This is a genomic window from Halospina sp. K52047b, from assembly GCF_008709855.1.
GTDB lineage: Bacteria > Pseudomonadota > Gammaproteobacteria > Pseudomonadales > Oleiphilaceae > Halospina > Halospina utahensis_B.
Map to the genome: position 1 here is coordinate 84190 of NZ_VYJH01000004.1, position 24460 is coordinate 108649.

Sequence of the window (24460 nt, forward strand, 5' to 3'; positions counted from 1 at the left end):
CGCGGTCAGTCATTACCCAGTGCAATACGGCGACGGAAGGCCAGGTAGTGCTGGAGCGTTTCCGCGGGCGCCTCGAAATGCGGATAGTGACCAATGTCGTCCAGCAGTGCAATCCCGCGGTCACTGACCAGCTCGCGGTAACGCGCCAGCATCGGGGCCCCGGAGACCGGATCCGCCCCGCCCCAGATCAGCCGCGCCGGCTGATCGATGGCCTGGAGCGCACCCACCCAGCGGTGCCGGTGAACCCGGCGCTCTTCCATATAGTGGATGATGCGATGGATGACGCCCCGTCCGTTGTTGTGGATCAGCAGCTGCCAGAAATCCTCGATATCCCGTGCCGTGGGCTGGGTGGCCGCGCCGAAGATGCGCCCCAGACTGTTTTCAAACACCCGTCGGGTCAGCGCCCGGCTCACCAGCCCGCCCAGCGGCCCCAGAAGCAGTTTCTGGATCAGGATGGGCTGGTGGACCTCCGGGAAGAGCGCGGCATTCATCAGGGCGACACTCTCAAGGCGGAATCCCAGGCTGCCCTCGCGTTGGCGCGCCAGCAGCTCCTGGGTCACGGTCGCCCCGTAGTCGTGCGCCATGACATGCACCCGTTCCTCGCCCATCTGCTCCAGCCATCCCTGGATCAGGTCCGCCTGTTCAATGATGGAATAGTCGTGATCCTGGGGCTTGTCCGAGAACCCGAATCCCAGCATGTCCGGCGCCAGCAGCCGGTAGTGCTCACTCAGCGCCGGCCACAATCGGTGCCAGTCCCAGGAGGCCGTGGGAAAGCCGTGGATCAGCAGCAGGAGCTCACCCCGACCGCCGATACGGCTGAAGACCGCATGCTCGCCGTACATGAACCAGCACCCGGCCTCCTGCCAGCGCTGCAGTCCATGGGATTCCCCCTCGATCCGGTCCATCACGGTCTCTCCCTGTCTGTTGTGCGACAATTCTGTCTTCCGGCGGCTGAGTCTATCGCAATGTGCAATATGCAACGAGCCTGTAACACTCATCCAGTGCCTTCATTGCGTCGTAAACCGAGAAAAAGAGATAATCCGTCCGCCGTCCTCCATTGAACCTATCTATGATGGGATTCGGGCGAACGGCATAATGGATCGCTGATCAACGATGGGTTGAACCCGGGAGCACACCATGGAGCACAACACTGAGGGGCTGGCGGCCGATTACCGGGACATCATCCAGCGGCTGGGAGAGGACCCGGAACGCGAGGGCCTGGCTGAGACCCCCGAACGCGCCGCCAAGGCCATGGAATTCCTGACCCATGGCTATCATCAGGACCTGGATTCGATCGTCAACGGTGCCATTTTTGAATCCTCCAATGATGAGATGGTTGCGGTCCAGGACATCGAGCTCTACTCCCTGTGCGAGCACCACCTGCTGCCCTTTGTGGGCAAGTGCCACCTGGCCTATCTGCCCAACGGACGGGTCCTGGGGCTTTCCAAGTGTGCCCGCATCGTGGATATGTTCGCCCGTCGGCTGCAGATCCAGGAATCGCTCACACGCCAGATCGCCGAGGCCATCCAGGAGGTCACCGGTGCCAAGGGTGTGGCGGTGGTCATCGAGGCCCATCACATGTGCATGATGATGCGCGGGGTGGAAAAGCAGAACTCCACCATGAAGACCTCAGTGATGCTGGGCACCTTCCGTGAATCCCAGGCCACGCGCATGGAATTCCTGACCCTGCTCAAACGCAGCTGACCGCCACGGGGCCGCCATGACCGACGCACGCACCGCCACCATCCGCATCAAGGATCTCCGCCTGCGCACCTACGTCGGTATCAAGGAGGAGGAGATCAACAACCGTCAGGACGTAGTGATCAACATCCGACTGCTGTATGACGCCGACCAGGCCATCCGCAATAACGACATCGAGGCGGCGCTGAACTACCGCACCATCACCAAGAACATCATTGCGTATGTCGAGGGCAACAGCTTCGCACTGCTGGAACGGATGACCCGTGAGGTCCTGGACCTGGCCATGGAGCCCGAGGCTGTTCTGGAGGCCGAGGTGGAAATCGACAAGCCCCATGCCCTGCGTTTCTCGGACTCGGTGTCGGTTACACTGGGGGCGTCCCGCCAGCGCTCATAGCGGCCGTGGACATTTGTGCACACTTTCCTACACTGAGAAACCACCGCTTCCGGCCCTGAGGCCCGACCCCGATGTCACTGCGTTCGCTGTTCAGTGCTGACACCCGACCGCCGATTCTGCTCACGCTGGCCTGGCTCACCACCCTGTCGCTGGTTGCAGCCGGGACCATACTGTCCTGGCACCAGGGGCCGTTCTGGCCACCGCTGATCCTAACCTGCGGGGCCCTGGGCACCCTGGCGCTGGCACTGGGACAGGGCCTTCAGCGCCATAACCAGCTGCTGGAAAAAACCCGCGCCGCCCTGCGTCAGGAAACGGACCGACGGGTGAGTGCCGTAGCTGACCTCGAACGCATTGCCAGCAACGACCCGCTGACAGGCCTCGCCAATCGGCACTTCTTCATGGAGGACCTGGATTACGCGGTCCAGCGCGCACGCCTGTCCGGTGAGAAGATCGCGGTGATCGCGATTGACCTGGACAGCTTCCAGACGCTCAACAACTCCATGGGCCACGATTACGGCGACCAGCTGCTGATGTCGGTGGCCGAGCGCCTGCGCACCCTGGAGGACAGCAACCACCTGTTCTGCCGGGCCAGCAGCGACGACTTCTACCTGCGCTGCTACCCGCTGTCGGATCTGGAATCATTGATCCACCTGTTGGACCGCATCCGGGATCTGTTCCGGCGTCCCATCCGAATGGATGACGAGGACCGCTACCTGTCCGCCTCCATTGGTGTCGCCCTCTTCCCGGATCACGTGGGCGACGCCCAGTCACTGATCGCCAGTGCCGAGGCAGCGCTCAACCAGGCGGCGGCGCTTTCCGGCACCCGCTACCAGTTCTACAACGAACGCCTGCACGAACGGATCCGGGAGCGTATGGAGCTGCACTGGGGGCTGCACGATGCCCTGGAGCACAGGCGCTTCCATCTGCGCTATCAGCCACAGCAGGACCTGGCCACAGGGCAATGGGTTTCGGCGGAGGCCAAGCTGTACTGGGAGCACCCTGAACGGGGGGACCTGGGGCCCGAATCCTTCATGGAAGCGGCACTGGAAACAGGCCTGACACCGGCCATCACCCGTCACACCATCACGCTGGTATGCGATCAGCTGCGGCGCTGGCGCGAGAGCGGGGCGCACCACCTGACGGTGGCGGTCAACCTGTACGGCCCGGAACTTGAGGACGGCGGCCTGGTGGAGCATATCGCCGGGACCCTGAGGCGCTGTGAGATCGCCCCGGAAGCCCTGGAAATGGAGCTGGCCGAGGCCAGTCTCGCCAGCAACGGCCATCAGCGGGAAAAGCAGCTGCGGGCGCTGAGCGAGCTGGGCCTGCCCATCAGTATCGACGGCTTCGGACAGGGCACCGCCTCCCTCGCCTGGGTCAGGGACTTCCCGGTGCATCAGCTTAAAATCGAGCCGGGCTTTGTACGGCGCGTCACCAGCCGTCATAATGACAGTGTCATCGTCAGGGCGATCATCAACCTGGCCCACAATCTGGGCATGCAGGTCACCGCAACGGGTGTCGATACCGATGCGCACCTGACGTTCGTCAACGCACACCGGTGCGATTTCGCCCAGGGTGAACGGATCAGCCCGCCCCTGGCCGCGGATGAACTGGTGAAACACATCGGTTTCAACCGAGCCAACACAACAGAGTACTCCTGACCATCATGCGCCGCCTGATCATCACTGTACTGAGCCTGGCCGCCATCGCCGCTGTCGCCCTTGGCGCCACCCAGCTGGTTTCCGGCACCCGGGAGGAAACCGCCACAGCGGAGCAGGCGAACAACAGCGCCGCCCCGGAGCAGACCCTCACCGTCTTCGCCTCGCCCACCTGCGGCTGCTGCGGCGACTGGATCAATCACATGCGCGACGCCGGTTTCCAGGCTGAAAAGCGGGAAGTCAGCAACATCAACCGCGTCAAACAGGAAGCCGGGCTGCCACGCTCACTGGCAAGCTGCCACACCGCCTTCATCGACGGCTACCTCATTGAGGGCCATGTCCCCGCCTCCGACGTGAAGCGTCTTCTGCGGGAGCAACCCGAAGCCGCCGGCCTCAGCGTGCCGCGTATGCCGGTAGGCTCGCCGGGCATGGAGGTGGAAGGCCGTGGCCGGGACGCCTTCGATGTGATTCTTTTCCGGGACAACGGTGAGCAGGAAGTCTTTGAACACTACCCCGCCCAGACCAGCCTCTGACTCCGCAATACTGACAGGTTATTCTCTCAATGCTGAACAGCGACGCCCTGAACCAGCTCCAGCAGCTCCGTTCCGACATCCAGTCCGACAAGGAGCTGTTTGCAGGCACCATCAAGCGCGTCACCGGACGCTTCGGTTTCGTCACCCTGGATGACGGCCGCGACATCTATCTGCCCAAGGACGAAGCCCAGAAGGTACTGCTGGGCGACCGCGTCCAGATCCAGATCACCCAGGGCAACGGCGGCAAGCAGGCAGGGGAGCTTGAGAGCGTCGATGAGCGGGTACTGGATACCTTCATCGGCCAGTACGTGGTCCGGGGCAAGGGCCATTTTGTGGCGCCGGACATCAACGGCCTGAGCCGTTGGTTCTTCGTACCCCCGAAACAGCGCAACGAGGCGAAGAACGGCGACTTCGTCCATGCCCGGGTCACCCGTCATCCGTTCAGCAGCGGCAACGCCCAGGCCGAGGTGTTGAGTGTCATCGGTAACGAGTCGGACCCGGGCATCGAGCGCGGCTACGCCATGGCCAAATACCAGCTGCGCGACGAATGGCCAGAGGCGGTGAACGAAGAGATCGCCACACTCTCGGAGGCGGCCATTGAACAGGCCACATCCGGGCGTGAGGATCTGACGGATCTGCCCTTCGTCACCATCGACGCCCCCAGCACCCAGGACATGGACGACGCCGTCATGGCCCAGGCACGCCCGGAAGGGGGCTGGCGCCTGTGCATCGCCATTGCGGACCCAGCGGCGCTGCTTCCGGAGGATGGAGCCACGGAACAGGAAGCACGGCTGCGCGCCAGCTCCGCCTACTTCCCCGGCCAGCCCCGGGCCATGCTGCCCTCGGCCATCAGCCAGGACCTGGGCTCGCTCATGGCGGGCAGGGACCGGCTGGCACTGGTCTGTGACCTGCAGCTGGACGCCGAAGGCAACATGGGCGATTATCAGCTGTACGCCGCCACTATCCGCTCCCGCGCCAAGCTGGCGTACGAAAGCGTCGCAGCCCTGTTTGAGGACCGGACTGACGAGGAGACCCAGGCGCTGGACGACACCACCCTGGAGAGCCTGAACCAGCTGAAATCCGTGGGTCAGGCCCTGCGTCAGTGGCGCGAGACCAACGCCCTGGTCAACGAGGAACGGCCGGACTACCGCATCCGACTGGACGAGAACCGCAAGATCCGCAGCATCCAGAAAGCCTACCAGACCAGCGCCCACCGGCTGATCGAGGAATGCATGATCGCCGCCAACCGCTGTGCGGCGGACTTCCTGCAGCAGCGCAGCGGGGATGGACTCTTCATCACCCATGCCGGCGTGCGTGAGGAAAAGGCGGACAACATCCGCCAGCTCTTGGAACAGCACTGCCCGGAGCTTCTGGACGTTGACCCGACCACACCGGAGGGCTTTACCAGCCTCGTACGCCGGGCATCGGCACTGGAGACGGAGCTGCCGGTGAAGGCCATCGTCATGCGCCAGCTCGAACGCGCCGAAATGGCCACCCAGGCGGCGCCCCACCAGGGCATGGGCCTTTCTCTCTACACCACCATGACCTCGCCTCTGCGCAAGTACAGCGACTACTTCGTGCACCGGCTGATCCGCCACCACCTGGGTCTTGCTGGCAAACCCGAATGGGATGAGTCCGTGCTCAAGGCCCTGCAGGAGTCCCAGTGGCAGCTGCGCCAGGCGGTCAACGAAATGGAGCACAGTCTCAAGTGCCAGTTCGCCCCCAGCCTGGGGGACGCGGCGCACCAGGGCACCATCGTCCAGGTCAACGCCGGGGGCTTCCAGGTGAAGCTGGATGAAACCGGCCTGGTGGGCTTTGTGGCCGCACGGGATCTGCCCGAGAAGTTCAGTTTCGACCCGGTCACCCACACCATCACCAGTGACCAGCGCCGCTTCCGGCTGGACCAGGCGGTGACGGTGCGCTTCAGGGAGGTGGATGAGGAGCGCCGCCAGATCCGCTTCGATCTGGTCGACGCCTGACCCGCCCTACTGGTCAGCCCCGAGTGCCTCGGCGCGCTCGCGGCTGGCCGTCAGCTCCTCCGGGTTGTTCTCGGGAAGGGTCCAGCCCTGGATATGCTTTTCCACCAGGGTGGTGATCATGTCGATGTGATCCTCGTCCGAGTTCAACGCCGGAATGTAGTGGAAATCCTCGCCTCCGGCCTCCATGAAGTACTCCCGGTTCTCCTCATCAATCTCTTCGATGGTCTCCAGACAGTCCGATGAGAAACCGGGACAGACCACATGGACCCGCTTCACGCCCTGGCCGGGCAGCGACTTCATGGTTTCGTCCGTATAGGGCTGGAGCCACTCCTCGTTGCCGAAGCGGGACTGGAAGGTGGTCATGTACTCACCCTCGCGCAGCCCCAGCCGCCTGGCCAGCAGCCGCGTGGTCTTGTGGCATTCACAGTGATAGGGATCCCCGTTGAGCAGGTAGCGCTTGGGCACGCCGTGGTAGGACAGCACCAGCATGTCCGGCCGGCCATTGTCTTCCCAGTAGCGCTCGATCTTGCGCGCCACTGCCTCGATGTAGGGCTCAAAGTCATGGTAATGGCTGATGAAGCGCAGATCCGGCAGCCAGCGCCGCTGCTGGAAGTCCTGTGCCAGCGCATCGAAGGTGGACCCGGTAGTGGAAGCCGAGTACTGGGGGTACATCGGCAGAACCAGGAGCTGGCGCACACCCCGGCGCTGCAGATCCTCAATCGCGGATTCGATCGACGGATTGCCGTAGCGCATGGCGTAGGCCACCTCGATGTTCTGCCCGTAGCGGAACTGCAGGCGCTGCTTCAGCCCCTCGGCCTGGCCACGCGTGTGCACCAGCAAAGGTGATCCGTCCTCGCTCCAGACGCTGCGATAGCCCTCAGCGGATTTCTTCGGGCGGGTCCGCAGCACAATGCCGTGCAGGATCAGCCACCAGAGAAGCCGCGGCAGCTCGATCACGCGGGGATCCGAGAGGAACTGATCCAGATAGCGGCGCAGCGCCGGCGTGGTGGGTTCATCCGGCGTGCCCAGGTTGGTGATGAGCACGCCCACCCTGGCCGGCTGGTCGTGGGTGAAGTGCTCACTCATGCCACGGTATTTCATAGGTTTGGATTCCCCGTTGCGCTGGAATGGATTGACTTGAGTCTCATACGCACCACCATAAGGACTGGTTCCCCGCAGGAGGTGGCCCAGTGACTGCCAGGCAGCTTTTGATCGTCGCCCACACCCCGTCGCCCAATACATCCCGTATGGCCGAGGCCGTACTGAAGGGCGCTCGTCATGAGGATATCGAAAACGTCGAGGCTCGGCACATACCGCCCCTGGAAGCGGGTCCGGACGATGTGCTCGCAGCGGACGCCATCATTCTCGGGACCACCGAGAATCTAGGATATATGAGTGGGGCGCTAAAAGATTTTTTTGATCGGATCTATTACCCCTGCCTGGAACAGACACAGGCCCTGCCGTTTGCCAGTTTTGTACGGGCGGGGAAGGATGGAACGGGAACACTGAAGGCCATCGATACCATCACCACCGGGCTGCGCTGGCGGGCAGTGCAGGAGCCATTGCTCTGCCACGGTGAATTCCGGGAGGAATTCATAACCCAGTGTGAGGAACTGGGCCTTTACCTGGCAGCGGGACTGGATGCCGGCATGTTCTGACGGGTGGTTCCCAGCCTGTTCTGACCGGGGAACCACCCGTACGCATCACGCGCGTCAGTCTTACTGCTGACCCTGGCCCTGGCCTTGGCCCTGACTACGCTGCTGACGCATCTGCTGCTGCATACGCTGCATCTGCTGGCGCTGCTTCTGCATCTGCTTTTCCAGCTCTTTGCGCTGTTCCTCGGTGAACACCGACTCCACGCGGGACTGGAGCAGAATGCTTTCCGCTGTCATCTCACCGGTAAGATTACCCAGCTTTTCGGCATCCGCCCGGATGGCTTCCTCGTCATAGTCCGGGCCAACCCGGCCGTCCAGCTTCTGCTGCAGTTGCTGGATCTGCTTCTGGGTCTCCTGGATATCACCCTGCATCTCATCCAGGATGCCACGGATCTCTTCCTGCTGCTCATCAGTGAGATCGATCATGCGGGCCAGCTGATCCACCTGGTCACCACCCTGCTGACCCATCTGCTGGGCGCCGGCGGTGAAGGCAAACGCCATGGCAAGGCCGGCGGCGAGGAGTCGGAAGGTCTTCATAGGGAACACTCCGGTTATAGTGTTAATGATGTATGAGCCCGCGAGCATAACGCGACTCCGGGGGGTGTTTCACGCGCAAAGGCCACGAATTCATTAACACTTTTACAGATAGGGCGACATCAGCCGAGCAATGCCGTTGCGCAGGCGCACTGGCAGCCAGGCATTGCGCAGCTCAGCCAGCTCAAGAGGTTCGGCCCGGGCCGTTACCTGATCGACCATCCGTTCCAGCGAGCGAGCCAGGCGCGCGTCGTAGCATTCCAGGTTGCACTCAAAGTTCAGGCGCAGGCTGCGCGGATCCCAGTTGGCGGAACCGACCATGCTCCAGCGCCCGTCCACTGTGAACAGCTTGCTGTGATCGAAATCGCCCGGGCTGTACCAGACCCGCACGCCCCAATGGAGCAGATCCTCGAGCTGCCCCCGGCAGGCCCAGTCCACCATCGGCAGGTTGTTGCGCAGCGGCAGTACCACATCCACGGTGGCACCGCGCAACGCCGCCGTCTTGAGCGCGTCCTGGACGGTGGCATCAGGCAGGAAGTAGGGCGTCATGACCCGTACATGGCGCCGCGCCACTGAAAGGGCCCCGACAATGACCTGGCGCAGGGTATCCAGGTTTTCATCCGGCCCGTCGGGAATAACGCGGCTGAGGGTGGAGCCCGGGGCATAGGGCTTGGGGAACCAGCGTTCGCCGTTGAGCCGTTCCCGGCAGGCGAAGGCCCAGTCCTCGGCGAATACGGTCTGCAGCTCCGCGACCACCGGCCCTTCAATGGCGAAATGCAGATCCCGGATGGGATGGCGCGGCTGGCTCTCCACACAGTTGCCGGCGGCGATGTTCATACCCCCGCTGAATCCGAGCAGGCCGTCCACCACCAGCATCTTGCGGTGGTTGCGCAGGTTCATGAAGGGCATGGCCAGCGGTGTGCGCGTGGGCATGAAGCGGGCATAGGGCACCCGCTCACGGCGCAGGTGCCGGATGATCGAGGGAACGGAGTAGCGCAGCCCCACCGCGTCCACCAGAACCCGCACACTCACGCCCCGGCGCACGGCCTGCCCCAGGCTGCGGGCAAAATCCCGGCCCACGGCATCATTGCTGAAGATGTAGGTGCTCAGGGTGATGCTCTGGCGGGCACAGGCAATGGCCTCGAGCATGCGGGGATAGGCCTCGTCTCCGTTACTCAGCGGTGTAAGACGGTTGCCGGTGAGCAGGGGCTGGCGTGAGACCCGGTCGGCCAGGCGGGCCAGCGCCTGCATCTCCCGGGGAAGCTCCCGGCCCATGTCTTCGGGCACATAGGCCCGCACCGCCGATCCCTGATCCACCCTGGGCATTTCGCCACGCAGCTCGGCCGCCCTGCGCCGGATGCGGTTGATGCCGAACATCAGGTAAAGGAGCGATCCCATCAGCGGCGCCAGCCAGATAACGCCGACCCAGGCCACCGCCGCGCGGCTGTCTTCCTTTTTGAGGATGGCATGCCCGGAGGCCGCAATAGCCAGGCTCACGTAGAAAACCGCGAAGAGGCCAGCCAGGATGCTGCTGTCCGCCTCAGGCATAACGGGTGTCCATGTCGCTGGCTGCCAAATCCGGCTCCTGTGAAGGGCTGCTGCCGGCATTCTAGCCGGGCCCGGTACCCCCGGCCAATCACGCATTGCAATAAGCCGACACAGCCGCTACGTTTGCGCTCCCGAAACAGCCAGTCCGGAGCCTCCATGACCTTCACAATGGGCCAGCGCTGGGTCAGCCAGACCGAATCCGATCTCGGCCTCGGCCTGATCACCGACGTCAGCGGCCGCCGCGTTACCATTGCCTTTCCCGCAGCCGAGGAAGAACGCACCTACGCCATGGACAACGCGCCCCTCGCCCGGGTGCGCTACCGCGTGGGTGAGACCCTGAGGGACCGCCATGAGCGCGCACTGACCGTGCGCGAAGTGGAGGATTCCGAGGGGCTCTTTACCTACGAATGCGAGGACGAGGCCGGCGAACCGGTCACCCTGACGGAGGTCATGCTCAGCCCCCATGCCCGTTTCGTGCATCCCGAGCAGCGTCTGTTCTGCGGCCAGTTTGACCGCAATGGCGACTTCCAGCTCCGCTATGCCACCCTGCAGCACCAGGCACGACTCCAGGCTTCGCCGGCTCGCGGGCTCATCGGCACCCGGACCCAGTTGCTGCCGCACCAGGTCGCGATCGCCGAGCAGACCGCCCGCCGCCCCCATCCGCGCCTGCTGCTGGCGGACGAGGCCGGCCTGGGCAAAACCATCGAGGCCGGGCTGATTCTCCACCGCCAGGTCATCACCGGCCAGGCCGAACGCCTGCTGGTGGTGGTGCCGGACGCACTGCTGACCCAGTGGTTCGTGGAGATGCGCCGGCGTTTCAACCTGCATTTCGCGCTCTTCAACCAGGAACGCCTGGAGGCCGAGGAAGGCAACCCCTTCGAGAACGAACAGTTCGTACTCTGCCCGCTCTCGCTGCTCAGTGACAGCGAGGCCAACCTGGCCGCCGCGGAGGAAGCGGGCTGGGACCTGCTGGTGGTGGACGAAGCCCATCACCTGCATTGGACGCCGGACGGCGCTGATGCCGGCTACCAGGCCGTGGAACGGCTCGCCGGGCAGATTCCGGGGGTGCTGCTGTTAACCGCCACCCCCGAACAGGTGGGCCTGGACAGCCACTTCGCGCGGCTGCGCCTGATCGATCCCGCGCGCTTCACCGACTACGCGGCCTTCCAGCAGACGGTGCGTGACCACGGGGGCCTGCCCGAGCAGCACCGCGTCCTGTTCCGCCACACCCGCGATGACGTGGGTGGCTTTCCGGAACGGGTGGTGGAATCCGCCCCGCTTGAGGCGGGCCTGGACTACGCCGAACAAGCGCAGCTGGCGGGGACTGCAGGCCTTTTCCCGGAAACCGGCCTGGACAGTGAAACCTGGCTCGCAGAGGATCCCCGTGTCGCCTGGCTCCAGCAGATGCTCAAGGCCAACCGCAACGAAAAAGTCCTGGTCATCTGTGCCCATGCGGATACCGCCGAGACGCTGGAGCATTTCCTGCAGCTGCGTGCCGGCATCCGCAGCGCCGCCTTCCATGAACGCCTGAGCATCATCGAGCGCGACCGCGCCGCCGCCTGGTTCGCGGACGACGAGCAGGGTGCCCAGGCACTGATCTGCTCCGAGATCGGCAGCGAGGGGCGCAACTTCCAGTTCGCCCGCCACCTGGTGCTGTTCGATCTGCCCCAGAACCCGGACCTGCTGGAGCAGCGCATCGGCCGGCTTGACCGCATCGGCCAGGGGGAGCGCATCCACATCCATGTGCCCTACATCGCTGGCTCAGCCCAGCAGGTGCTCTTCCAGTGGTACCAGCAGGGCCTCAACGCCCTCCAGGCCTACTGCCCCACGGGCGTGGCGGTTCAGCACGAGGTTGCGGAACAGCTCGACGCCGCCCTCAATGACCCGAAAGCGCCGCTGGACGGGCTTCTGGAAGCCACGCGCCAGGCACGTGAAGCCCAGGAGGAAAGCCTGCAGGAGGAGCGCCGCCTGATCGCCTCCCTCACCCGGGACGAACAGGCAGCCGCCGATGCCAGCATCAGCACCATCCGGGAAACCGAGGCGCCGGACGATCTTGCCGCCTACCTTACCCAGCTGCTGGACCAGTACGGCATCGACCACGAGGAAACCGGCAAGGAACAGTGGACCATCCGGCCCACGGACCATATGAAAACCGAGCACTTCCCGCACCTGCCGGACGACGGCCTCAGCTTCACCCTGGAGCGGGATGTGGCGCTGGCCCGGGAGGACCTGGCCTTCATGAGCTGGGAGCACCCCATGGTGCGCGATGCCATGAACATGGTGACCGATTCAGAGCTCGGCAACGCCGCCCTCATCACCCTGGAGCTCAAGGGCGTACAGCCCGGCACCCTGATGCTGGAGGCGCTCTACCGCGTCACCACCGCCGCCCCGCGCGCCGTGGCCGTGGGCCGCTTCCTGCCACTGGCCCCGGGCCGGTTGCTGCTGACCAGTGACGGCCGCGACCTGAGCGCCATGCTCACCCACGACAAGCTCAACCAGATCGGTGGCCGCATCAAGCGCAAGGACGCCCAGCAGATCCTGCCGCGCCTGCGCGACGACATCGAGGCCCTGCTGCCGGCCATCCGGGAGAAGGCCGAGGCAGGCCTGCCGGAAACCATCGCCGACGCCCGACAGGCCCTGGAGGCCCACTACAACACCGAAATCGAAGCACTCAGGGAACTGCAGGCCACCAGTAATGAACTGAAAAACCGCGAGATCGAGGCCCTGGAAGCCCAGCGCGAACAGGGCACTGCGGCCATAGACCGGGCCGGCGTGGAGCTGGAGGGATTGCGGATGATACTGACAACCTGAGACACGCTGACCGGTTGAAGGGGTCTCCTCTCACCCCCATCTTATAGAGCACATCAATCGGATTCGGTTTTCTGTCGTAGACGTATCTATCAGAAACCATCCGACCACCAAGAGGAGACCCTTCGATGACCAACGGGGACAACGTGCTTTTTGAACCCTTTACCCTGGGCGATCTCGAGCTGCCCAATCGCATCATCATGGCGCCGCTGACCCGCGCCCGGGCCAGCCAGCCGGGCGACGTACCCAGCGACATGAACGCCCGCTACTACGCCCAGCGCGCCAGTGCCGGGCTGATCTTCAGCGAGGCGACACAGGTCTCCCAGCAGGGCCAGGGCTACGCCTACACACCCGGGATCTACACCCCGGAGCAGATCGCCGGCTGGCGCAAGGTCACGGACGCGGTCCACGCGGCCGGCGGCCGTATGCACGCCCAGCTCTGGCATGTGGGCCGCATCTCCCACCCCGAACTCCAGCCCAACGGCGAACTGCCGGTGGCACCTTCCGCTATCAAGCCGGAAGGCTCCCAGGTGTTCATCAGCGCCGACTCCGGCATGGTGGATATCCCCACGCCCCGTGCACTGGAAGCCGATGAGCTGCCCGGCATTGTTGAACAGTACCGCCAGGGCGCCGAGAACGCCCGCGAAGCCGGCTTCGACGGCATCGAGATCCACGCCGCCAACGGTTACCTGCTGGACCAGTTCATCAAGTCCGGCAGCAACCACCGCACCGACGACTATGGCGGCTCAGTGGAAAATCGCCTGCGGTTCCCGATGATGGTGGTGGAAGCGGTCAAGCAGGTCTGGCCAGCGGCACGCATCGGCATCCGGGTCAGCCCCACCGGCAGCTTCAACAGCATGTTCGACGCGGACCCGCACAGTACCTTCCGGACTCTGGCACGCAAGGTGCAGGAAGCAGGCCTGGCCTACATCGAGGTGGTGGAGGATTCCTTCCAGGGCAACCATGAGAACGGCCGCCCGGAATCCGTGATCGACGCCATCCGCGAGGAATTCACCGGCGCCTATATCGGCAACGGGGCCTACAGCCGGAATGAGGCCATTGAACGCATCAATGCCGGGCGCTGTGACCTGGCCTCCTTCGGCCGGCCGATCATTGCCAATCCGGATCTGGTGGAACGCTTCCGGCAGGACGCACCGCTCAATGAGTGGGACGCCAGCACCTTCTACGGCGGCGATGAACGGGGTTACACGGATTATCCGACGCTGGCGGAAAGCCAGTAGAAAGGAAAACGGCGGGAGGCGGTTTACGCCTCCACGTCGATATTGGTGCCCAGCTGCTCGTCTGCGCTGACCGACTGGTTGCCGGCTACGGCTCCGCCACCCGGGCTGTTGGTGGCCTCGGCACGGCTGCTGGCACTGTTGCCCGTCTCACTGGCAGCGCTGCCGAAGTCACCGCTGGACAGTGTCGACGCCGTATTGGTATCCGTGGCGGCGGCATCGGGCACCGCCTCACCACTGTTGGCGGCAGCGGAATCCAGGCCCTGCTGGGAAATCTGGACGCTCACGTCCTGCGCTGGCCGGGCATTAGTGTTGCCGACTGAATTCTCACGAGCCTGGGGCCCCTGGTTGGCACTTTCCTGGGCGCCACGCGACTGCAACTGCTGGGCGCCGCTATCCCGGGCCAGGTTGGCCGCCTGCGGGTTCATGCCTTCAATCATGCCTCTCACCTCGCTCAGGTGGGTTGTCTACTTCCCATACTGAACAACTTCTGACCAGAGGTAAACCCCGACCACCGGCCATCCCGGGTTGTGATTTGTAACCACCAGCCCCTCCCCCTTCCCTGCCAACAACGCCACAACGCTTGCCATCAGCGGGCCCAACGGCGATACAATCCGTTGCATTGCTGGTATCGTATACAGCCAGACAATCCAACTCCAAGGCCAACACAGGGAAACACTATGGATCTCCTCATTGTTGTTCTGCTCGCTCTCGCCGGCCTGCTGTTCGTGCTGCGGCGCGAATCCGGCGCAGCGGCGGCCATCGCCGTCATGGTCGTGGTCGGCATCATCGGCCTGTTCATGGGCACCGGCTGGTTCAGCCTGCTGCTGTTCATCGGCGCCGGCATCACCGCCTTTGCCGGACTCCCCGGCCTGCGCCGCCAGTGGCTTACCCCGCGCGCCTTCGCCATGTTCAAGAAGGTCGCCCCCAAGGTCTCTGAGACCGAGAAGCAAGCCCTGGACGCGGGCACCGTTGGCTGGGACGGTGAACTCTTCACCGGCCGCCCGGACTGGCACCGTCTGCTGACCAATCGCAACACAGGTCTCTCCCAGGACGAGCAGGCGTTCGTGGACAACCAGTGCGCCGTGGCGGCCAGCATGTGCAATGCGTGGGACATCGGCTTCGAGCGCGCGGACCTGCCCAAGGAGGTCTGGGACTACCTGAAGAAGGAACGCTTCTTCGGCATGATCATCCCGAAGGAATACGGCGGCCTCGGCCTCTCCGCCCGCGCCCAGTCCGCGGTGCTGCAGAAGCTCTCCGTGAACGAGTCCCTGATGGTTTCTGTGGGCGTGCCCAACTCCCTGGGCCCCGGTGAGCTGCTGCTCAAGTACGGCACCGACGACCAGAAGAACTACTACCTGCCACGCCTGGCCGACGGCCGGGAGATTCCCTGCTTCGGCCTCACCGGCCCGCGCGCCGGGTCCGACGCCACCTCGCTGCCGGACACCGGCATCGTGTGCAAGCAGGAGATCGACGGCAAGGAAGTGGTCGGCCTGCGCCTGAACTTCGAGAAGCGCTGGATCACCCTGGCGCCCATCGCCACCGTGGTCGGTCTGGCCTTCCGCATGTTCGACCCGGACAACCTGCTGGGCGAGCAGAAGGACCTGGGCATCACCTGCGCGCTGATCCCGCGTGACACCGAGGGCATGGAAATCGGCCGCCGGCACGCGCCCATCGGCACCCCCTTCATGAACGGGCCGATCAAGGGCAAGGATGTGTTCATTCCTCTGGACTACATCATCGGCGGCCCGGATATGGCCGGCCAGGGCTGGCGCATGCTGGTTGAGTGCCTCTCCGTGGGCCGCTGCATCACCCTGCCCTCCGGCGCGAGCGGCAGTGGCCGCTACGCCGTAGGCCTGGCCGGTGGCTTCACTCGCATCCGCCGCCAGTTCAACACCCCGGTGGCGGACATGGAAGGCGTGCAGGAACCGCTGGCGCGAATCGCCGGCAAGGCCTACATCGCCCAGTCCGCGGTGATGCAGACCGCCAACATGATCGACAACGGCGAAAAGCCCGCCGTCCCCTCGGCCATCCTCAAGAGCCAGCTGACCGAGTATCAGCGTGACATCCTCTCCGATGCCATGGACGTTCACGGCGGCAAGACTGTCACCCTGGGGCCACGCAACTACCTGGGGCTGTCCTTTGCCGGCTCGGCCGTCTCCATCACGGTTGAGGGTGCCAACATCATGACCCGCAGTCTGATGATCTTTGGTCAGGGTGCGATCCGCTGCCATCCCTATGTGCTGGATGAGCTGGCGGCCAAGGACAGTGACGACATTGATGCCTTCGACGATGCCTTCTTCAACCACGCAGGCCTCGTCTTCGGCAATGCCGCCCGCGCCTTCACCCAGGCCATTGGTCTCGGCCGTGGCGACGTACCCTTCGACAACGCGGCGGCGCCCTATGCTCGTGCCGTGAACCGCTTCAGCGCCGCCTTCGGCCTGGCCTCGGACGCGGCCATGACCACACTGGGCTCGGACCTCAAGCTGCGCGAGCTGCTCTCGGCGCGGCTGGGTGATGTGCTCGCCAACCTCTACCTGACCTCCATGGTGCTCAAGAACTGGCACGAAGGGCAGGCCGTGGAAGGCGAACGCGAGCTCATGGCCTACAGCTGCGAGTACCTCCTGAACCGCGCCGAGAAAGCGCTGGACGAGCTGCTGGACAACCTGCCGAATCGGGCGGTTGCCGTGGCCCTGCGCTGGGTCACCATGCCGCTGGGCCGGCGCTGGAAGGCACCCTCCGACAAGCGCACCCAGGCGATTGCCCACGCGATCAGCACGGACTCCTCGCTGCGCGCCAAGCTCACCAGCAACACCTGGGACACGCTTGAGCAGAAGGGCGAGGTCTTCAACCCGCTGGCGCACTACAACCAGCTGCTGGCGGACTACCCGCGCGCGGACAAGCTCTACAAGACCCTGGACAAGGCGCACGCCAAGGGTGAGCTGCCCGCGGAAGCCCTGCACCCCGAGCAGAAGTTCGAGGCAGGGCTGGAAGCCGGCCTGATCTCCGAGGACGACGCCGAGTTCATGCGCCAGTACGAATCGGAAGTGCTGGAGATGCTGAGCGTGGACGACTTCCCGTTCGACGGGCTGGCCCACAACAAGCGCAAGCTGGTGAAGCACAACGTGCTGTAACTGGTATTAGAGCGTTGAAAACCCCGGTCAGGTTCGCCCTGCCGGGGTTTTTTGTGGCCAGATCTCATTCAATGGCCAAGGATATCTCAGGCGCCCCCTAGGGACTGAAGGGCTCAACCTGAATGGGCCCCGAGCTCCCTACATCATAAGCAACCAGCACTTCATAATCGCGATAGTTCCCCGCTTTTGCCTCATCCACGAGCCACAGCAGCCAGTCATCACGCCCATTGCCATTCAGATCTCGTGATGCAACGACCTCCAGAGCAAAGTGCCAGTTCTTCGAATCGAAGACGACTTGAAACCGGGAGTGATCGACAGCATCCAAGGCGAGGTCCGCCAGGGTATATTGCTCATCCGTTACCCTGGGCCCCAAAGAGGAGGAAAACGTTCTGAGATCAAGCCGAGCCATGAGCTGCTTGCCGTAGGACTCGGGGCTGTACTGGATTCCCCCTGTTTTCTTGCCCTGGTTTAGGGCCGCAACGGAATCGCATACCAGGTATTCCCCGGATACAGTCCGGTTATCAACACCTTCAGCCACTGCCTCCGTTTCGGTTTTCGCCAGATACTCCCGGCAAGTCTCAACCGTCGTTCCGGATATGAACCTGAGTGGTGGACGTTGCTTCTCCAGTGTTTGTTCGTGGTTCTGGAATGCCTTCTGGAGACCGGCATTAAAAATTCGATCCGTTTCCGTAGCCTGACCAGCCAGACTGCATCCAGCAATGAACGCTAGTGCACAAGGGATACCGCGTCCTGCATTAATCATTCAAAAACCCTCTCCAAAAGACGTGCTTCCTTTCTGCGCCGGGTCGGATAGGCATCCCCGAAATTCCTCAGAATGGCCACTGATTGTCGCCAGTCCTGGGAGGACGCTGCCTTCCAGAATTTCGGAGTCACAACCTTCAGGTTAACGCCATACTGGAAGGAGACCGATGCAATAACTGTCTGAGCTTCGGCAGGAATTTCGAAGAAGAGTTTACCGGCTTTATTCGCTGTAGCGGAACGATACCGCGTCCTCAGCTTCCCGATATGTGCCGCTTTAACCGCTTGATCAATACTCTTCGCCTCGGATTCGGTAACGTTCAGAGGGTTATTCTGAATCAGAGTCGCTGCAGCCTCTGCTTTCACCCCAAGATACGGTTTCAGCTTAGTGATCAGAGAGGCATCAAGCTCAAGTTGCTTCAGGTCATCCTCGTCGCGCTGACCAAGATCAAACCCCGTGGCGATGGTTACACCACTTCTGCTCGATTCGGGAAGCGGAACGTACCCCTTGGTTCTGCTCCCACCTTCAAGACGACTAAGGAACTCATAGTTGATGCGGTTGGGCATTCCTCACAACTCCCTGTGATTGGGCTTTCCATGAACAGTTGTAGATTGCCCCGGGCGGTTTTGGACAGTCAAGCCTCAGGACAGTGCCACATCCTCCCGCTCAAACCGCCCTTCCTGGTAATCCCGGATCGCCTGCTCAATCTCATCCCGGGTGTTCATCACGAAGGGCCCGTGCTGGACCACGGACTCCTTCACCGGGTTTGCCGCAAGCAGAAGCAGGCCGGCGCCTTCATCCCCGGCACGCAGGCGGACCTCGTCTCCGCGTGACAGGAGACCGGCGTTGGTGGCGGCTACGGGTGAGAAGCCGTCATCGCCGGCCGATACTTCCCCGTCGTACACGTAGATCATGGCATTGTGGTCCGCTTCGATCGGCAGAGTCAGTTTCCGACCCGGCTCGATCACCAGATCCATGTAGGTCGGCGCCGTGGCCACGCCGGAGACCGGGCCCACCAGGGTATTGCCTTCGAGCACCACCTCGCCGGCGATCACGCGTACCCGGCCACCGTCGAAGGGGTATTCCGGTACCCGATCCGCCTGGATGTCCTGGTAGCGCGGGGCCTTCATCTTGTCCGCGGCGGGCAGGTTGATCCAGAGCTGGAAGCCGCGCATGTAGCCATCGTGCAGTTCCGGCATTTCCGAATGCACAATGCCGCCGGCGGCGGTCATCCACTGCACCCCGCCAGGGCCAATGCGGCCACTGTTGCCCAGCGAGTCGCGGTGTTGCATGCTGCCGACGAGCATGTAGGTGACGGTCTCAAAGCCCCGGTGCGGGTGGGGCGGGAAGCCGCCAATAGGGCCGCTTCTGTCGTCGGCCTGGAACTCATCCAGCATCAGGAAGGGATCCAGGCGTGCAAACGGGCCCTGGCCCAGGCTGCGCCTGAGCTGGACCCCATCACCGTCAGAGGCGCGCTCGCCGTGGATAAGGCGTTCAACAATGCGTTCGGTCATGTCTGACTCCCTGGGTTCATACCGGTTACTGATGAGGCCAGTATTTCCCAGTGCCGTCCGGCAGACAATCAAAGGATTCTGTTCAACTCGTTCAACAGGACTGGGGTATTCCCCGTGATGATGACAGGACTGATCCTGCTGCTTCTGACTGTACTGCTCGGGGTGGGCCTGTACCACCGCTATAAGCCATTGCCGGCGGCAGTCGCCATGGCCTCCACCTGGTTCGAACCGGGCGAAGCACGCTTCCTGGTCGACCACCGTTACGTGGACGCCCGGGGCCGTTCCCGCAGCCGCCGCGAGCTGGTTCCAGCCATGCTCAGGCTGATCCGGGATGCCCGGAAGCGGCTGGTGATGGACATGTTCCTGTTCAATCCGGATGGTGCAGATCCTGCCGAACACCTGCCGGTCACGGAAACGCTGACCCGGGCGCTGATCGAGCGCCAGCGCCAGTGCCCCGGATTGCGCGCCACCGTTCTGGTGGATCCGATCAACAGCTATTACGGCGCCCACTGGCCGGAGCACCTCCAGCGTCTGGAAGAGGCAGGTGTGGAAATACTGGAAACGCCCCTGGCACGGCTGAGGGATTCCAACCCGGGCTGGTCGGTATTCTGGCGCCTGCTGGTTCAGCCCTGGTCCCGCTGGCCCCAGAACGGCTGGCTGCCCAACCCCATCGGCCCCTGGCCGGTGACCCTTCGCAGCTGGCTGACCCTGTTCAACTTCCGCGCCAACCACCGCAAGGTCATGGTGGCGGACACCCATGATGGCTGGTGCGGGCTGATCAGCTCCGGCAACCCACACGATGCCAGCAGCGCCCATTCCAACGTGGGGCTTCTGGTCCATGGTGACGCAGCCCTTGCCCTGCTTGACCAGGAGCAGACCCTGCTGACCTGGGCCCGGGGGTATCGCTGCGATTTCAGGGCACCGCCGGGCCCCGCAACGGCTCCGACAGCGGAGGGACCGGGACTGAGACTGCTCACCGAGTCCCGTATCCGGGAGGCCAGCGTGGCACTGATCAACAGGGCCAACCCGGGTGATGAACTGGATCTGGCGCTGTTCTACCTGAGCCACAGGCGCGTCATAAAGGCCCTGAAGCGGGCACAGGCCCGGGGCTGCCGGCTCAGGGTACTGCTTGACCCGAACAAGGACGCCTTCGGGCGCATCAAGGGCGGTCTTCCCAACCGGCAGGTAGCGCTGGAGCTGCACGCCCACGGAATCCCGGTGCGCTGGTACCGCACCCATGGTGAACAGTTCCACTGCAAGCTGGTGCGGCTGGAACGACGGGACGGGCGGGTGGAGCTGATCCTCGGCTCCGCCAACCTGACCCGGCGCAATCTGGATGACCTCAACCTTGAAGCCGGCTGTGAACTGGTGGGGAATGAGGAGCTGCCCGCCCTGCGGGCGGCCGGAGACTGGTTTGAGCGCTGCTGGAGCAACCCGCCGGGCTTCCAGTGCAGCGTCCCCTATGGCGTCTGGGCGGACGGCCGCCGGCGCCGTTACCTGCTTTATCGTATCACGGAGTTCACCGGCTGGAGCAGTTTCTGATCAGTCCGTATCGATACCACGGAGGGCGTTGACCAGCGTGCTCACCTCCGCATCCGGCTGATCCTCTTCCAGGGTCAGCCCCGCATCGGTAAAGACCTTCAAATCAATCCCGTGGCTGCCCATGGGCAGCTCACGACTGATCTGGTAGGGCATACCCGGCCGGTACTCCTCTTTCTGGCGAAGGTCCACAACACGCTGGGGGCAGGGCTGGCCCTGGGGATCCCGCACCACCAGCACCCTGGGGCGCAGACGGTTAAGCGCATAGGTGGTGATGACAATGGCTGACTCACCGCTGTTAAGCTGGACAATGGAGCCCGGCGGGTAGACGCCAATGCACTGTATGAAATCAAGAGCCAGCGCTTCATCGAACTGGTCACCACGCTGGTCATAGATGATTTCCAGCGCTTCCTTGGACGAACGCGCGGATTCGAATACACGGTGGCTGGTCATGGCATCGTAGCTGTCCACAATGGACACAATCTTGGCAAAGAAGGGAATCTGGTGAGCCAGAAGGCCCTGGGGATAGCCGGTACCGTTCATGCGCTCATGGTGCGCATAAGCGACATCCACGGTAACCGGATCCACCCCCTTCATGCCGGTCAGAAGGCGCCGGCCATGCTCCACATGCTGACGCATGACCACCTTTTCCGCTTCCGTCAACGCTTCTGTCTTGTGGAGGATCTCCGCGGGTGTGTGCATCTTACCCACGTCATGCAGCAGACCACTGAGCGCCAGCTTTTCGATCTCGCCCCCGAGCAGCCCCAGGTGGCGCCCGAAAATGGCCGACAGGATGCAGACGTTGATGCCATGCTCAGCGGTGTAGTCATCCTTGCTGCGAACCTGGAGCAGCATCTGCAGTGCTTCATGGTTACGCATCACGCTGTCCACGCAGGATTTGACCACGGTCCGGGCCTGCCGGGCGTCAATCGTCCTGCCAAGGCGGGCGTTTCCCATGATGTCTTCAGCCAGCGCCCTGGTCTGCTCGAAGGCCTCCCGGGCGTTCGGCAACTCCGTTTCAATGTCCACGGTACTCAACCGGGGCTCCTGCCGACGACGTTTACCGCCACCAAAACCGAAGCGCCAGGGCCGGGCTTCCGGAACCTCCTGCCCCTCCACATAGACGTACCGGCACTGTTCCTGCAGCGCCTGAATATCCGCCGTATGGCGGATAACGAAACCCTGAACCGGGAAACTGGTTTCCAGCCAGGAACGATCCAGGCGCGTTACCGTCATGCCGAGCTTCAATTCGCTGACAGAAACCCGTATTTCAACCGGCTCGATCTTTTCCATGGCAGAACACATGTGAGCTTGGATTGTAATGCATGGTAGCAACCGAGAGCCCTCGACACACCGATGGTTTCGTGCAGAATGCGTAAACGAACCTGCATAAAAGGACGCTCCGAATGCGTACTTACCTCTTCATGGCACTTCTGGCGGCTACCAGTACTGTACAGGCCATGGCATCTGATGACTTTGATCGCTGTGTGGACGGCCTGCGCGACCATGCGCTGGACCAGGGCATTTCCGAATCCGTCACCAGCCGGGTACTGGCCGGTATCGAGCCGCTCGAACGGGTGATTGAGCTGGACCGCAGCCAGCCGGAGTTCACCCGCTCGTTCCGGGACTATCTTGAAAAACGTGTAACGGAACAACGCATCGAAAATGGCCGGATGCTCTACCAGGAACACTCGCAGCTGCTTGAACGGATAACCCGGGAAACCGGGGTTCCCGGCCGCTATCTGATCGCCTTCTGGGGCCTGGAAACCAATTTCGGGAGCTATACCGGCAGGATGCCGATCCCACGCGCACTGGCCACCCTCGCCTGTGACCAACGCCGGAGTGACTATTTCACCGGTGAACTGGTATCCGCCCTGCGCCTCATCGAGCGCGGCGACGTGGAGGCTGAAGCCATGGAAGGTTCATGGGCCGGCGCGATGGGGCAGATGCAGTTTATGCCGTCCGTCTACCTCAAGCATGCGGTGGACGCGGATGGGTCCGGCCAGGTGGATCTGTGGAACAGCATACCGGACGCGCTGACCTCGGCGGGCCATCTTCTGGAAAGCCTGGGCTGGAACGAGGCCGAACGCTGGGGCCGGGAGGTCCAGCTCCCCGAAGGCTTTGACTACAGCCTGGCAGCAGGGCTCAAGCGCAAACGCCCACTCTCCGAGTGGCGGGAGCTCGGTATCCGCAATGCCTGGGGCGGGGAACTGCCACAGGCGGACATGCAGGCAGCACTGCTGCTGCCATCCGGCCACGAAGGTCCCGCCTTTCTGGTTTACGATAACTTCCGGGTGATCATGGGCTGGAACCAGTCCGAATTCTACGCCCTGGCAGTGGGCCACCTGGCGGACCGGATCGTAGGTGCCGGCCCGTTCCAGACCCGGCCACCGGATCACGAGCCCCTGAGTCGAGACACCATCGAAGCGCTTCAGGAGGCACTGAAGGAAGCTGGCCATGACCCGGGTCCGGTTGACGGCATCCTGGGCTCCGGCACCCGCTCGGCACTGCGGGACTTCCAGAAGAAAAATGACCTCAGGGCCGATGGGTTCCCGGACCCGGACTCACTCAGTGCGCTCGGCATCGACTGAAGTGTGGATGAAACCAATGCGCTCATCCTTCTGCTGCCACAGGTCAGTAATCCACTGCTGGAATCGGCTGCGGAAGGCCGGGTCGTTGCGGTAGTCGCCACGGACCCACTGCTGGTCCAGCGGGTACTGGCGGATGTCCACGATCACCCGCGGAATCCGGTTGGCAAGAAGATCCCAGAAGCCGGGAACACCATCTGGATAGACAATGGAAATGTCCAGAATGGTGTCGATCTGGTCACCGATTGAGGCGAGTACGAAGGAAATACCGCCGGCCTTGGGCTGCAGTAGATGCCGGAAACCTGGTTGCTGCGCCTCATGCTTGGCGGGTGTATAGCGCGTTCCCTCCGGGAAGTTCACCACGGTAATGGGCATCCCCCGGCACTTCTCACAGGCCTTCCGGGTGATCTCCAGGTCCAGTCCGCGCTTTTCCGGGTGCTTCTTCAGGTACTCACTGGAATAGCGGCGCATCAGCGGGTAATCCAGGGCCCAGAAGGCCAGCCCAAGGAGGGGCACCCAGATCAGCTCGCGTTTGAGGAAGAACTTGTAGTAGGGCACCCGCCCGTTGAGCACTTCCACCAGAGCGGCAATGTCCACCCAGGACTGGTGATTGCACAGGACGAGGTAGGAGGTATCAAGCCGGGGGTTGAAATCGCCTCGCAGCTCCCACCGGGTATCGAGCATACGGTTCAGCACCGCGACGTTGGCGTCCACCCACTTCTCGGCGATCCACATCACGCCCCGGGCACAGCGCTGCTGGAAAGGCTGGTGGGGAACGACCAGCTTGGCAAGCGCGATCGCCATCATGGGGCCGATGCCGATCAGTGTATTGATCAGCACTACCAACAGCCCCAGTACTGCGCGGATTGACCCCACCATG

The 24460-nt window shown here is 63.3% G+C and carries 21 protein-coding genes; 11 read left to right on the plus strand and 10 right to left on the minus strand.

Annotation, left to right across the window (positions count from 1 at the left end; all coding sequences use genetic code 11):
• Positions 1 to 5 precede the first annotated feature (5 nt).
• The gene (locus F3089_RS07090; protein WP_151440119.1) at positions 6 to 905 is read right to left on the minus strand and encodes an alpha/beta fold hydrolase; all 900 of its coding nucleotides are present in this window, start codon (positions 903 to 905) and stop codon (positions 6 to 8) included.
• A 232-nt stretch (positions 906 to 1137) separates the two neighbouring features.
• Between F3089_RS07090 and folE the strand changes: the two genes are divergently transcribed.
• The 5 genes from folE (at position 1138) to F3089_RS07115 (ending at position 6262) form a co-directional block, all read left to right on the plus strand.
• The gene (gene folE, locus F3089_RS07095; protein WP_151440120.1) at positions 1138 to 1704 is read left to right on the plus strand and encodes a GTP cyclohydrolase I FolE; all 567 of its coding nucleotides are present in this window, start codon (positions 1138 to 1140) and stop codon (positions 1702 to 1704) included.
• Between the two features lie 16 nt (positions 1705 to 1720).
• On the plus strand, positions 1721 to 2095 hold the full coding sequence (gene folX / locus F3089_RS07100) for a dihydroneopterin triphosphate 2'-epimerase (protein WP_151440121.1): 375 nt from the start codon (positions 1721 to 1723) through the stop codon (positions 2093 to 2095).
• Between the two features lie 71 nt (positions 2096 to 2166).
• On the plus strand, positions 2167 to 3753 hold the full coding sequence (locus F3089_RS07105; RefSeq protein ID WP_151440122.1) for a putative bifunctional diguanylate cyclase/phosphodiesterase: 1587 nt from the start codon (positions 2167 to 2169) through the stop codon (positions 3751 to 3753).
• Between the two features lie 5 nt (positions 3754 to 3758).
• On the plus strand, positions 3759 to 4283 hold the full coding sequence (locus F3089_RS07110; protein WP_151440123.1) for a DUF411 domain-containing protein: 525 nt from the start codon (positions 3759 to 3761) through the stop codon (positions 4281 to 4283).
• Positions 4284 to 4312: 29 nt separating this feature from the next.
• Positions 4313 to 6262, plus strand: a complete 1950-nt coding sequence (locus tag F3089_RS07115; protein ID WP_151440124.1) for a VacB/RNase II family 3'-5' exoribonuclease — start codon at positions 4313 to 4315, stop codon at positions 6260 to 6262.
• Positions 6263 to 6268: 6 nt separating this feature from the next.
• Here F3089_RS07115 and hemH read toward each other — a convergent pair whose 3' ends face one another.
• Positions 6269 to 7363, minus strand: coding sequence for a ferrochelatase (gene hemH, locus F3089_RS07120; RefSeq protein WP_151440125.1), 1095 nt, complete (start codon positions 7361 to 7363; stop codon positions 6269 to 6271).
• A 146-nt stretch (positions 7364 to 7509) separates the two neighbouring features.
• Between hemH and F3089_RS07125 the strand changes: the two genes are divergently transcribed.
• Complete coding sequence (locus F3089_RS07125) at positions 7510 to 7920, plus strand: flavodoxin family protein (RefSeq protein ID WP_151440306.1); 411 nt, start codon at positions 7510 to 7512, stop codon at positions 7918 to 7920.
• A gap of 60 nt (positions 7921 to 7980) precedes the next feature.
• On the opposite strand, the gene F3089_RS07130 is transcribed toward F3089_RS07125, so the two are convergent.
• Together F3089_RS07130 and F3089_RS07135 are read right to left on the minus strand one after the other, a co-directional pair.
• Positions 7981 to 8454, minus strand: a complete 474-nt coding sequence (locus F3089_RS07130; RefSeq protein ID WP_151440126.1) for a Spy/CpxP family protein refolding chaperone — start codon at positions 8452 to 8454, stop codon at positions 7981 to 7983.
• A 102-nt stretch (positions 8455 to 8556) separates the two neighbouring features.
• A complete protein-coding gene (locus F3089_RS07135) occupies positions 8557 to 9999 on the minus strand; it encodes a phospholipase D-like domain-containing protein (RefSeq protein ID WP_151440127.1) in 1443 nt (480 codons plus the stop codon).
• Between the two features lie 156 nt (positions 10000 to 10155).
• Between F3089_RS07135 and rapA the strand changes: the two genes are divergently transcribed.
• On the plus strand, positions 10156 to 12810 hold the full coding sequence (rapA, locus tag F3089_RS07140) for an RNA polymerase-associated protein RapA (protein WP_151440128.1): 2655 nt from the start codon (positions 10156 to 10158) through the stop codon (positions 12808 to 12810).
• Between the two features lie 125 nt (positions 12811 to 12935).
• Positions 12936 to 14048, plus strand: a complete 1113-nt coding sequence (locus F3089_RS07145) for an alkene reductase (RefSeq protein WP_151440129.1) — start codon at positions 12936 to 12938, stop codon at positions 14046 to 14048.
• Positions 14049 to 14071: 23 nt separating this feature from the next.
• On the opposite strand, the gene F3089_RS07150 is transcribed toward F3089_RS07145, so the two are convergent.
• Positions 14072 to 14485 carry a hypothetical protein gene (locus tag F3089_RS07150; protein WP_151440130.1) on the minus strand — a complete coding sequence of 138 codons (414 nt, stop codon included), beginning with the start codon at positions 14483 to 14485 and terminating at the stop codon, positions 14072 to 14074.
• Between the two features lie 240 nt (positions 14486 to 14725).
• Here F3089_RS07150 and F3089_RS07155 point away from each other — a divergent pair, with 240 nt between their 5' ends.
• Entirely contained in the window at positions 14726 to 17179 is a 2454-nt protein-coding gene (locus F3089_RS07155; protein ID WP_151440131.1) for an acyl-CoA dehydrogenase, read from the plus strand.
• A gap of 97 nt (positions 17180 to 17276) precedes the next feature.
• Here F3089_RS07155 and F3089_RS07160 read toward each other — a convergent pair whose 3' ends face one another.
• From F3089_RS07160 to F3089_RS07170, 3 genes are all read right to left on the minus strand, one after another.
• Positions 17277 to 17942, minus strand: a complete 666-nt coding sequence (locus tag F3089_RS07160; RefSeq protein ID WP_151440132.1) for a hypothetical protein — start codon at positions 17940 to 17942, stop codon at positions 17277 to 17279.
• On the minus strand, positions 17939 to 18505 hold the full coding sequence (locus F3089_RS07165) for a pesticin C-terminus-like muramidase (RefSeq protein WP_151440133.1): 567 nt from the start codon (positions 18503 to 18505) through the stop codon (positions 17939 to 17941). The genes F3089_RS07160 and F3089_RS07165 overlap by 4 nt, the downstream gene beginning before the upstream one ends.
• A 75-nt stretch (positions 18506 to 18580) precedes the next feature.
• On the minus strand, positions 18581 to 19453 hold the full coding sequence (locus F3089_RS07170; RefSeq protein WP_151440134.1) for a pirin family protein: 873 nt from the start codon (positions 19451 to 19453) through the stop codon (positions 18581 to 18583).
• A 117-nt stretch (positions 19454 to 19570) separates the two neighbouring features.
• On the opposite strand from F3089_RS07170, the gene F3089_RS07175 reads away from it, so the two are divergent.
• Positions 19571 to 20995 (plus strand): phospholipase D-like domain-containing protein, encoded by a 1425-nt coding sequence (locus F3089_RS07175; protein WP_151440135.1) that lies wholly within the window; start codon positions 19571 to 19573, stop codon positions 20993 to 20995.
• Here F3089_RS07175 and F3089_RS07180 read toward each other — a convergent pair whose 3' ends face one another.
• Positions 20996 to 22285 carry a cyclic di-GMP phosphodiesterase gene (locus tag F3089_RS07180; RefSeq protein WP_151440136.1) on the minus strand — a complete coding sequence of 430 codons (1290 nt, stop codon included), beginning with the start codon at positions 22283 to 22285 and terminating at the stop codon, positions 20996 to 20998.
• A gap of 113 nt (positions 22286 to 22398) precedes the next feature.
• On the opposite strand from F3089_RS07180, the gene F3089_RS07185 reads away from it, so the two are divergent.
• The gene (locus F3089_RS07185; protein WP_151440137.1) at positions 22399 to 23583 is read left to right on the plus strand and encodes a lytic murein transglycosylase; all 1185 of its coding nucleotides are present in this window, start codon (positions 22399 to 22401) and stop codon (positions 23581 to 23583) included.
• On the opposite strand, the gene yihG is transcribed toward F3089_RS07185, so the two are convergent.
• Complete coding sequence (gene yihG, locus F3089_RS07190; protein ID WP_151440138.1) at positions 23557 to 24459, minus strand: 1-acylglycerol-3-phosphate O-acyltransferase, YihG family; 903 nt, start codon at positions 24457 to 24459, stop codon at positions 23557 to 23559. The two genes, F3089_RS07185 and yihG, sit on opposite strands and share 27 nt — an antisense overlap.
• Position 24460: the final 1 nt, after the last annotated feature.

Excerpts from the sequence above, each read along its gene's own strand:
- F3089_RS07090 (WP_151440119.1), bottom strand. The coding sequence starts at position 905 with ATGGACCGGATCGAGGGGGAATCCCATGGACTGCAGCGCTGGCAGGAG.
- folE (WP_151440120.1), top strand. The coding sequence starts at position 1,138 with ATGGAGCACAACACTGAGGGGCTGGCGGCCGATTACCGGGACATCATC.
- folX (WP_151440121.1), top strand. The coding sequence starts at position 1,721 with ATGACCGACGCACGCACCGCCACCATCCGCATCAAGGATCTCCGCCTG.
- F3089_RS07105 (WP_151440122.1), top strand. The coding sequence starts at position 2,167 with ATGTCACTGCGTTCGCTGTTCAGTGCTGACACCCGACCGCCGATTCTG.
- F3089_RS07110 (WP_151440123.1), top strand. The coding sequence starts at position 3,759 with ATGCGCCGCCTGATCATCACTGTACTGAGCCTGGCCGCCATCGCCGCT.
- F3089_RS07115 (WP_151440124.1), top strand. The coding sequence starts at position 4,313 with ATGCTGAACAGCGACGCCCTGAACCAGCTCCAGCAGCTCCGTTCCGAC.
- hemH (WP_151440125.1), bottom strand. The coding sequence starts at position 7,363 with ATGAAATACCGTGGCATGAGTGAGCACTTCACCCACGACCAGCCGGCC.
- F3089_RS07125 (WP_151440306.1), top strand. The coding sequence starts at position 7,510 with ATGGCCGAGGCCGTACTGAAGGGCGCTCGTCATGAGGATATCGAAAAC.
- F3089_RS07130 (WP_151440126.1), bottom strand. The coding sequence starts at position 8,454 with ATGAAGACCTTCCGACTCCTCGCCGCCGGCCTTGCCATGGCGTTTGCC.
- F3089_RS07135 (WP_151440127.1), bottom strand. The coding sequence starts at position 9,999 with ATGCCTGAGGCGGACAGCAGCATCCTGGCTGGCCTCTTCGCGGTTTTC.
- rapA (WP_151440128.1), top strand. The coding sequence starts at position 10,156 with ATGACCTTCACAATGGGCCAGCGCTGGGTCAGCCAGACCGAATCCGAT.
- F3089_RS07145 (WP_151440129.1), top strand. The coding sequence starts at position 12,936 with ATGACCAACGGGGACAACGTGCTTTTTGAACCCTTTACCCTGGGCGAT.
- F3089_RS07150 (WP_151440130.1), bottom strand. The coding sequence starts at position 14,485 with ATGATTGAAGGCATGAACCCGCAGGCGGCCAACCTGGCCCGGGATAGC.
- F3089_RS07155 (WP_151440131.1), top strand. The coding sequence starts at position 14,726 with ATGGATCTCCTCATTGTTGTTCTGCTCGCTCTCGCCGGCCTGCTGTTC.
- F3089_RS07160 (WP_151440132.1), bottom strand. The coding sequence starts at position 17,942 with ATGATTAATGCAGGACGCGGTATCCCTTGTGCACTAGCGTTCATTGCT.
- F3089_RS07165 (WP_151440133.1), bottom strand. The coding sequence starts at position 18,505 with ATGCCCAACCGCATCAACTATGAGTTCCTTAGTCGTCTTGAAGGTGGG.
- F3089_RS07170 (WP_151440134.1), bottom strand. The coding sequence starts at position 19,453 with ATGACCGAACGCATTGTTGAACGCCTTATCCACGGCGAGCGCGCCTCT.
- F3089_RS07175 (WP_151440135.1), top strand. The coding sequence starts at position 19,571 with ATGATGACAGGACTGATCCTGCTGCTTCTGACTGTACTGCTCGGGGTG.
- F3089_RS07180 (WP_151440136.1), bottom strand. The coding sequence starts at position 22,285 with ATGGAAAAGATCGAGCCGGTTGAAATACGGGTTTCTGTCAGCGAATTG.
- F3089_RS07185 (WP_151440137.1), top strand. The coding sequence starts at position 22,399 with ATGCGTACTTACCTCTTCATGGCACTTCTGGCGGCTACCAGTACTGTA.
- yihG (WP_151440138.1), bottom strand. The coding sequence starts at position 24,459 with ATGGTGGGGTCAATCCGCGCAGTACTGGGGCTGTTGGTAGTGCTGATC.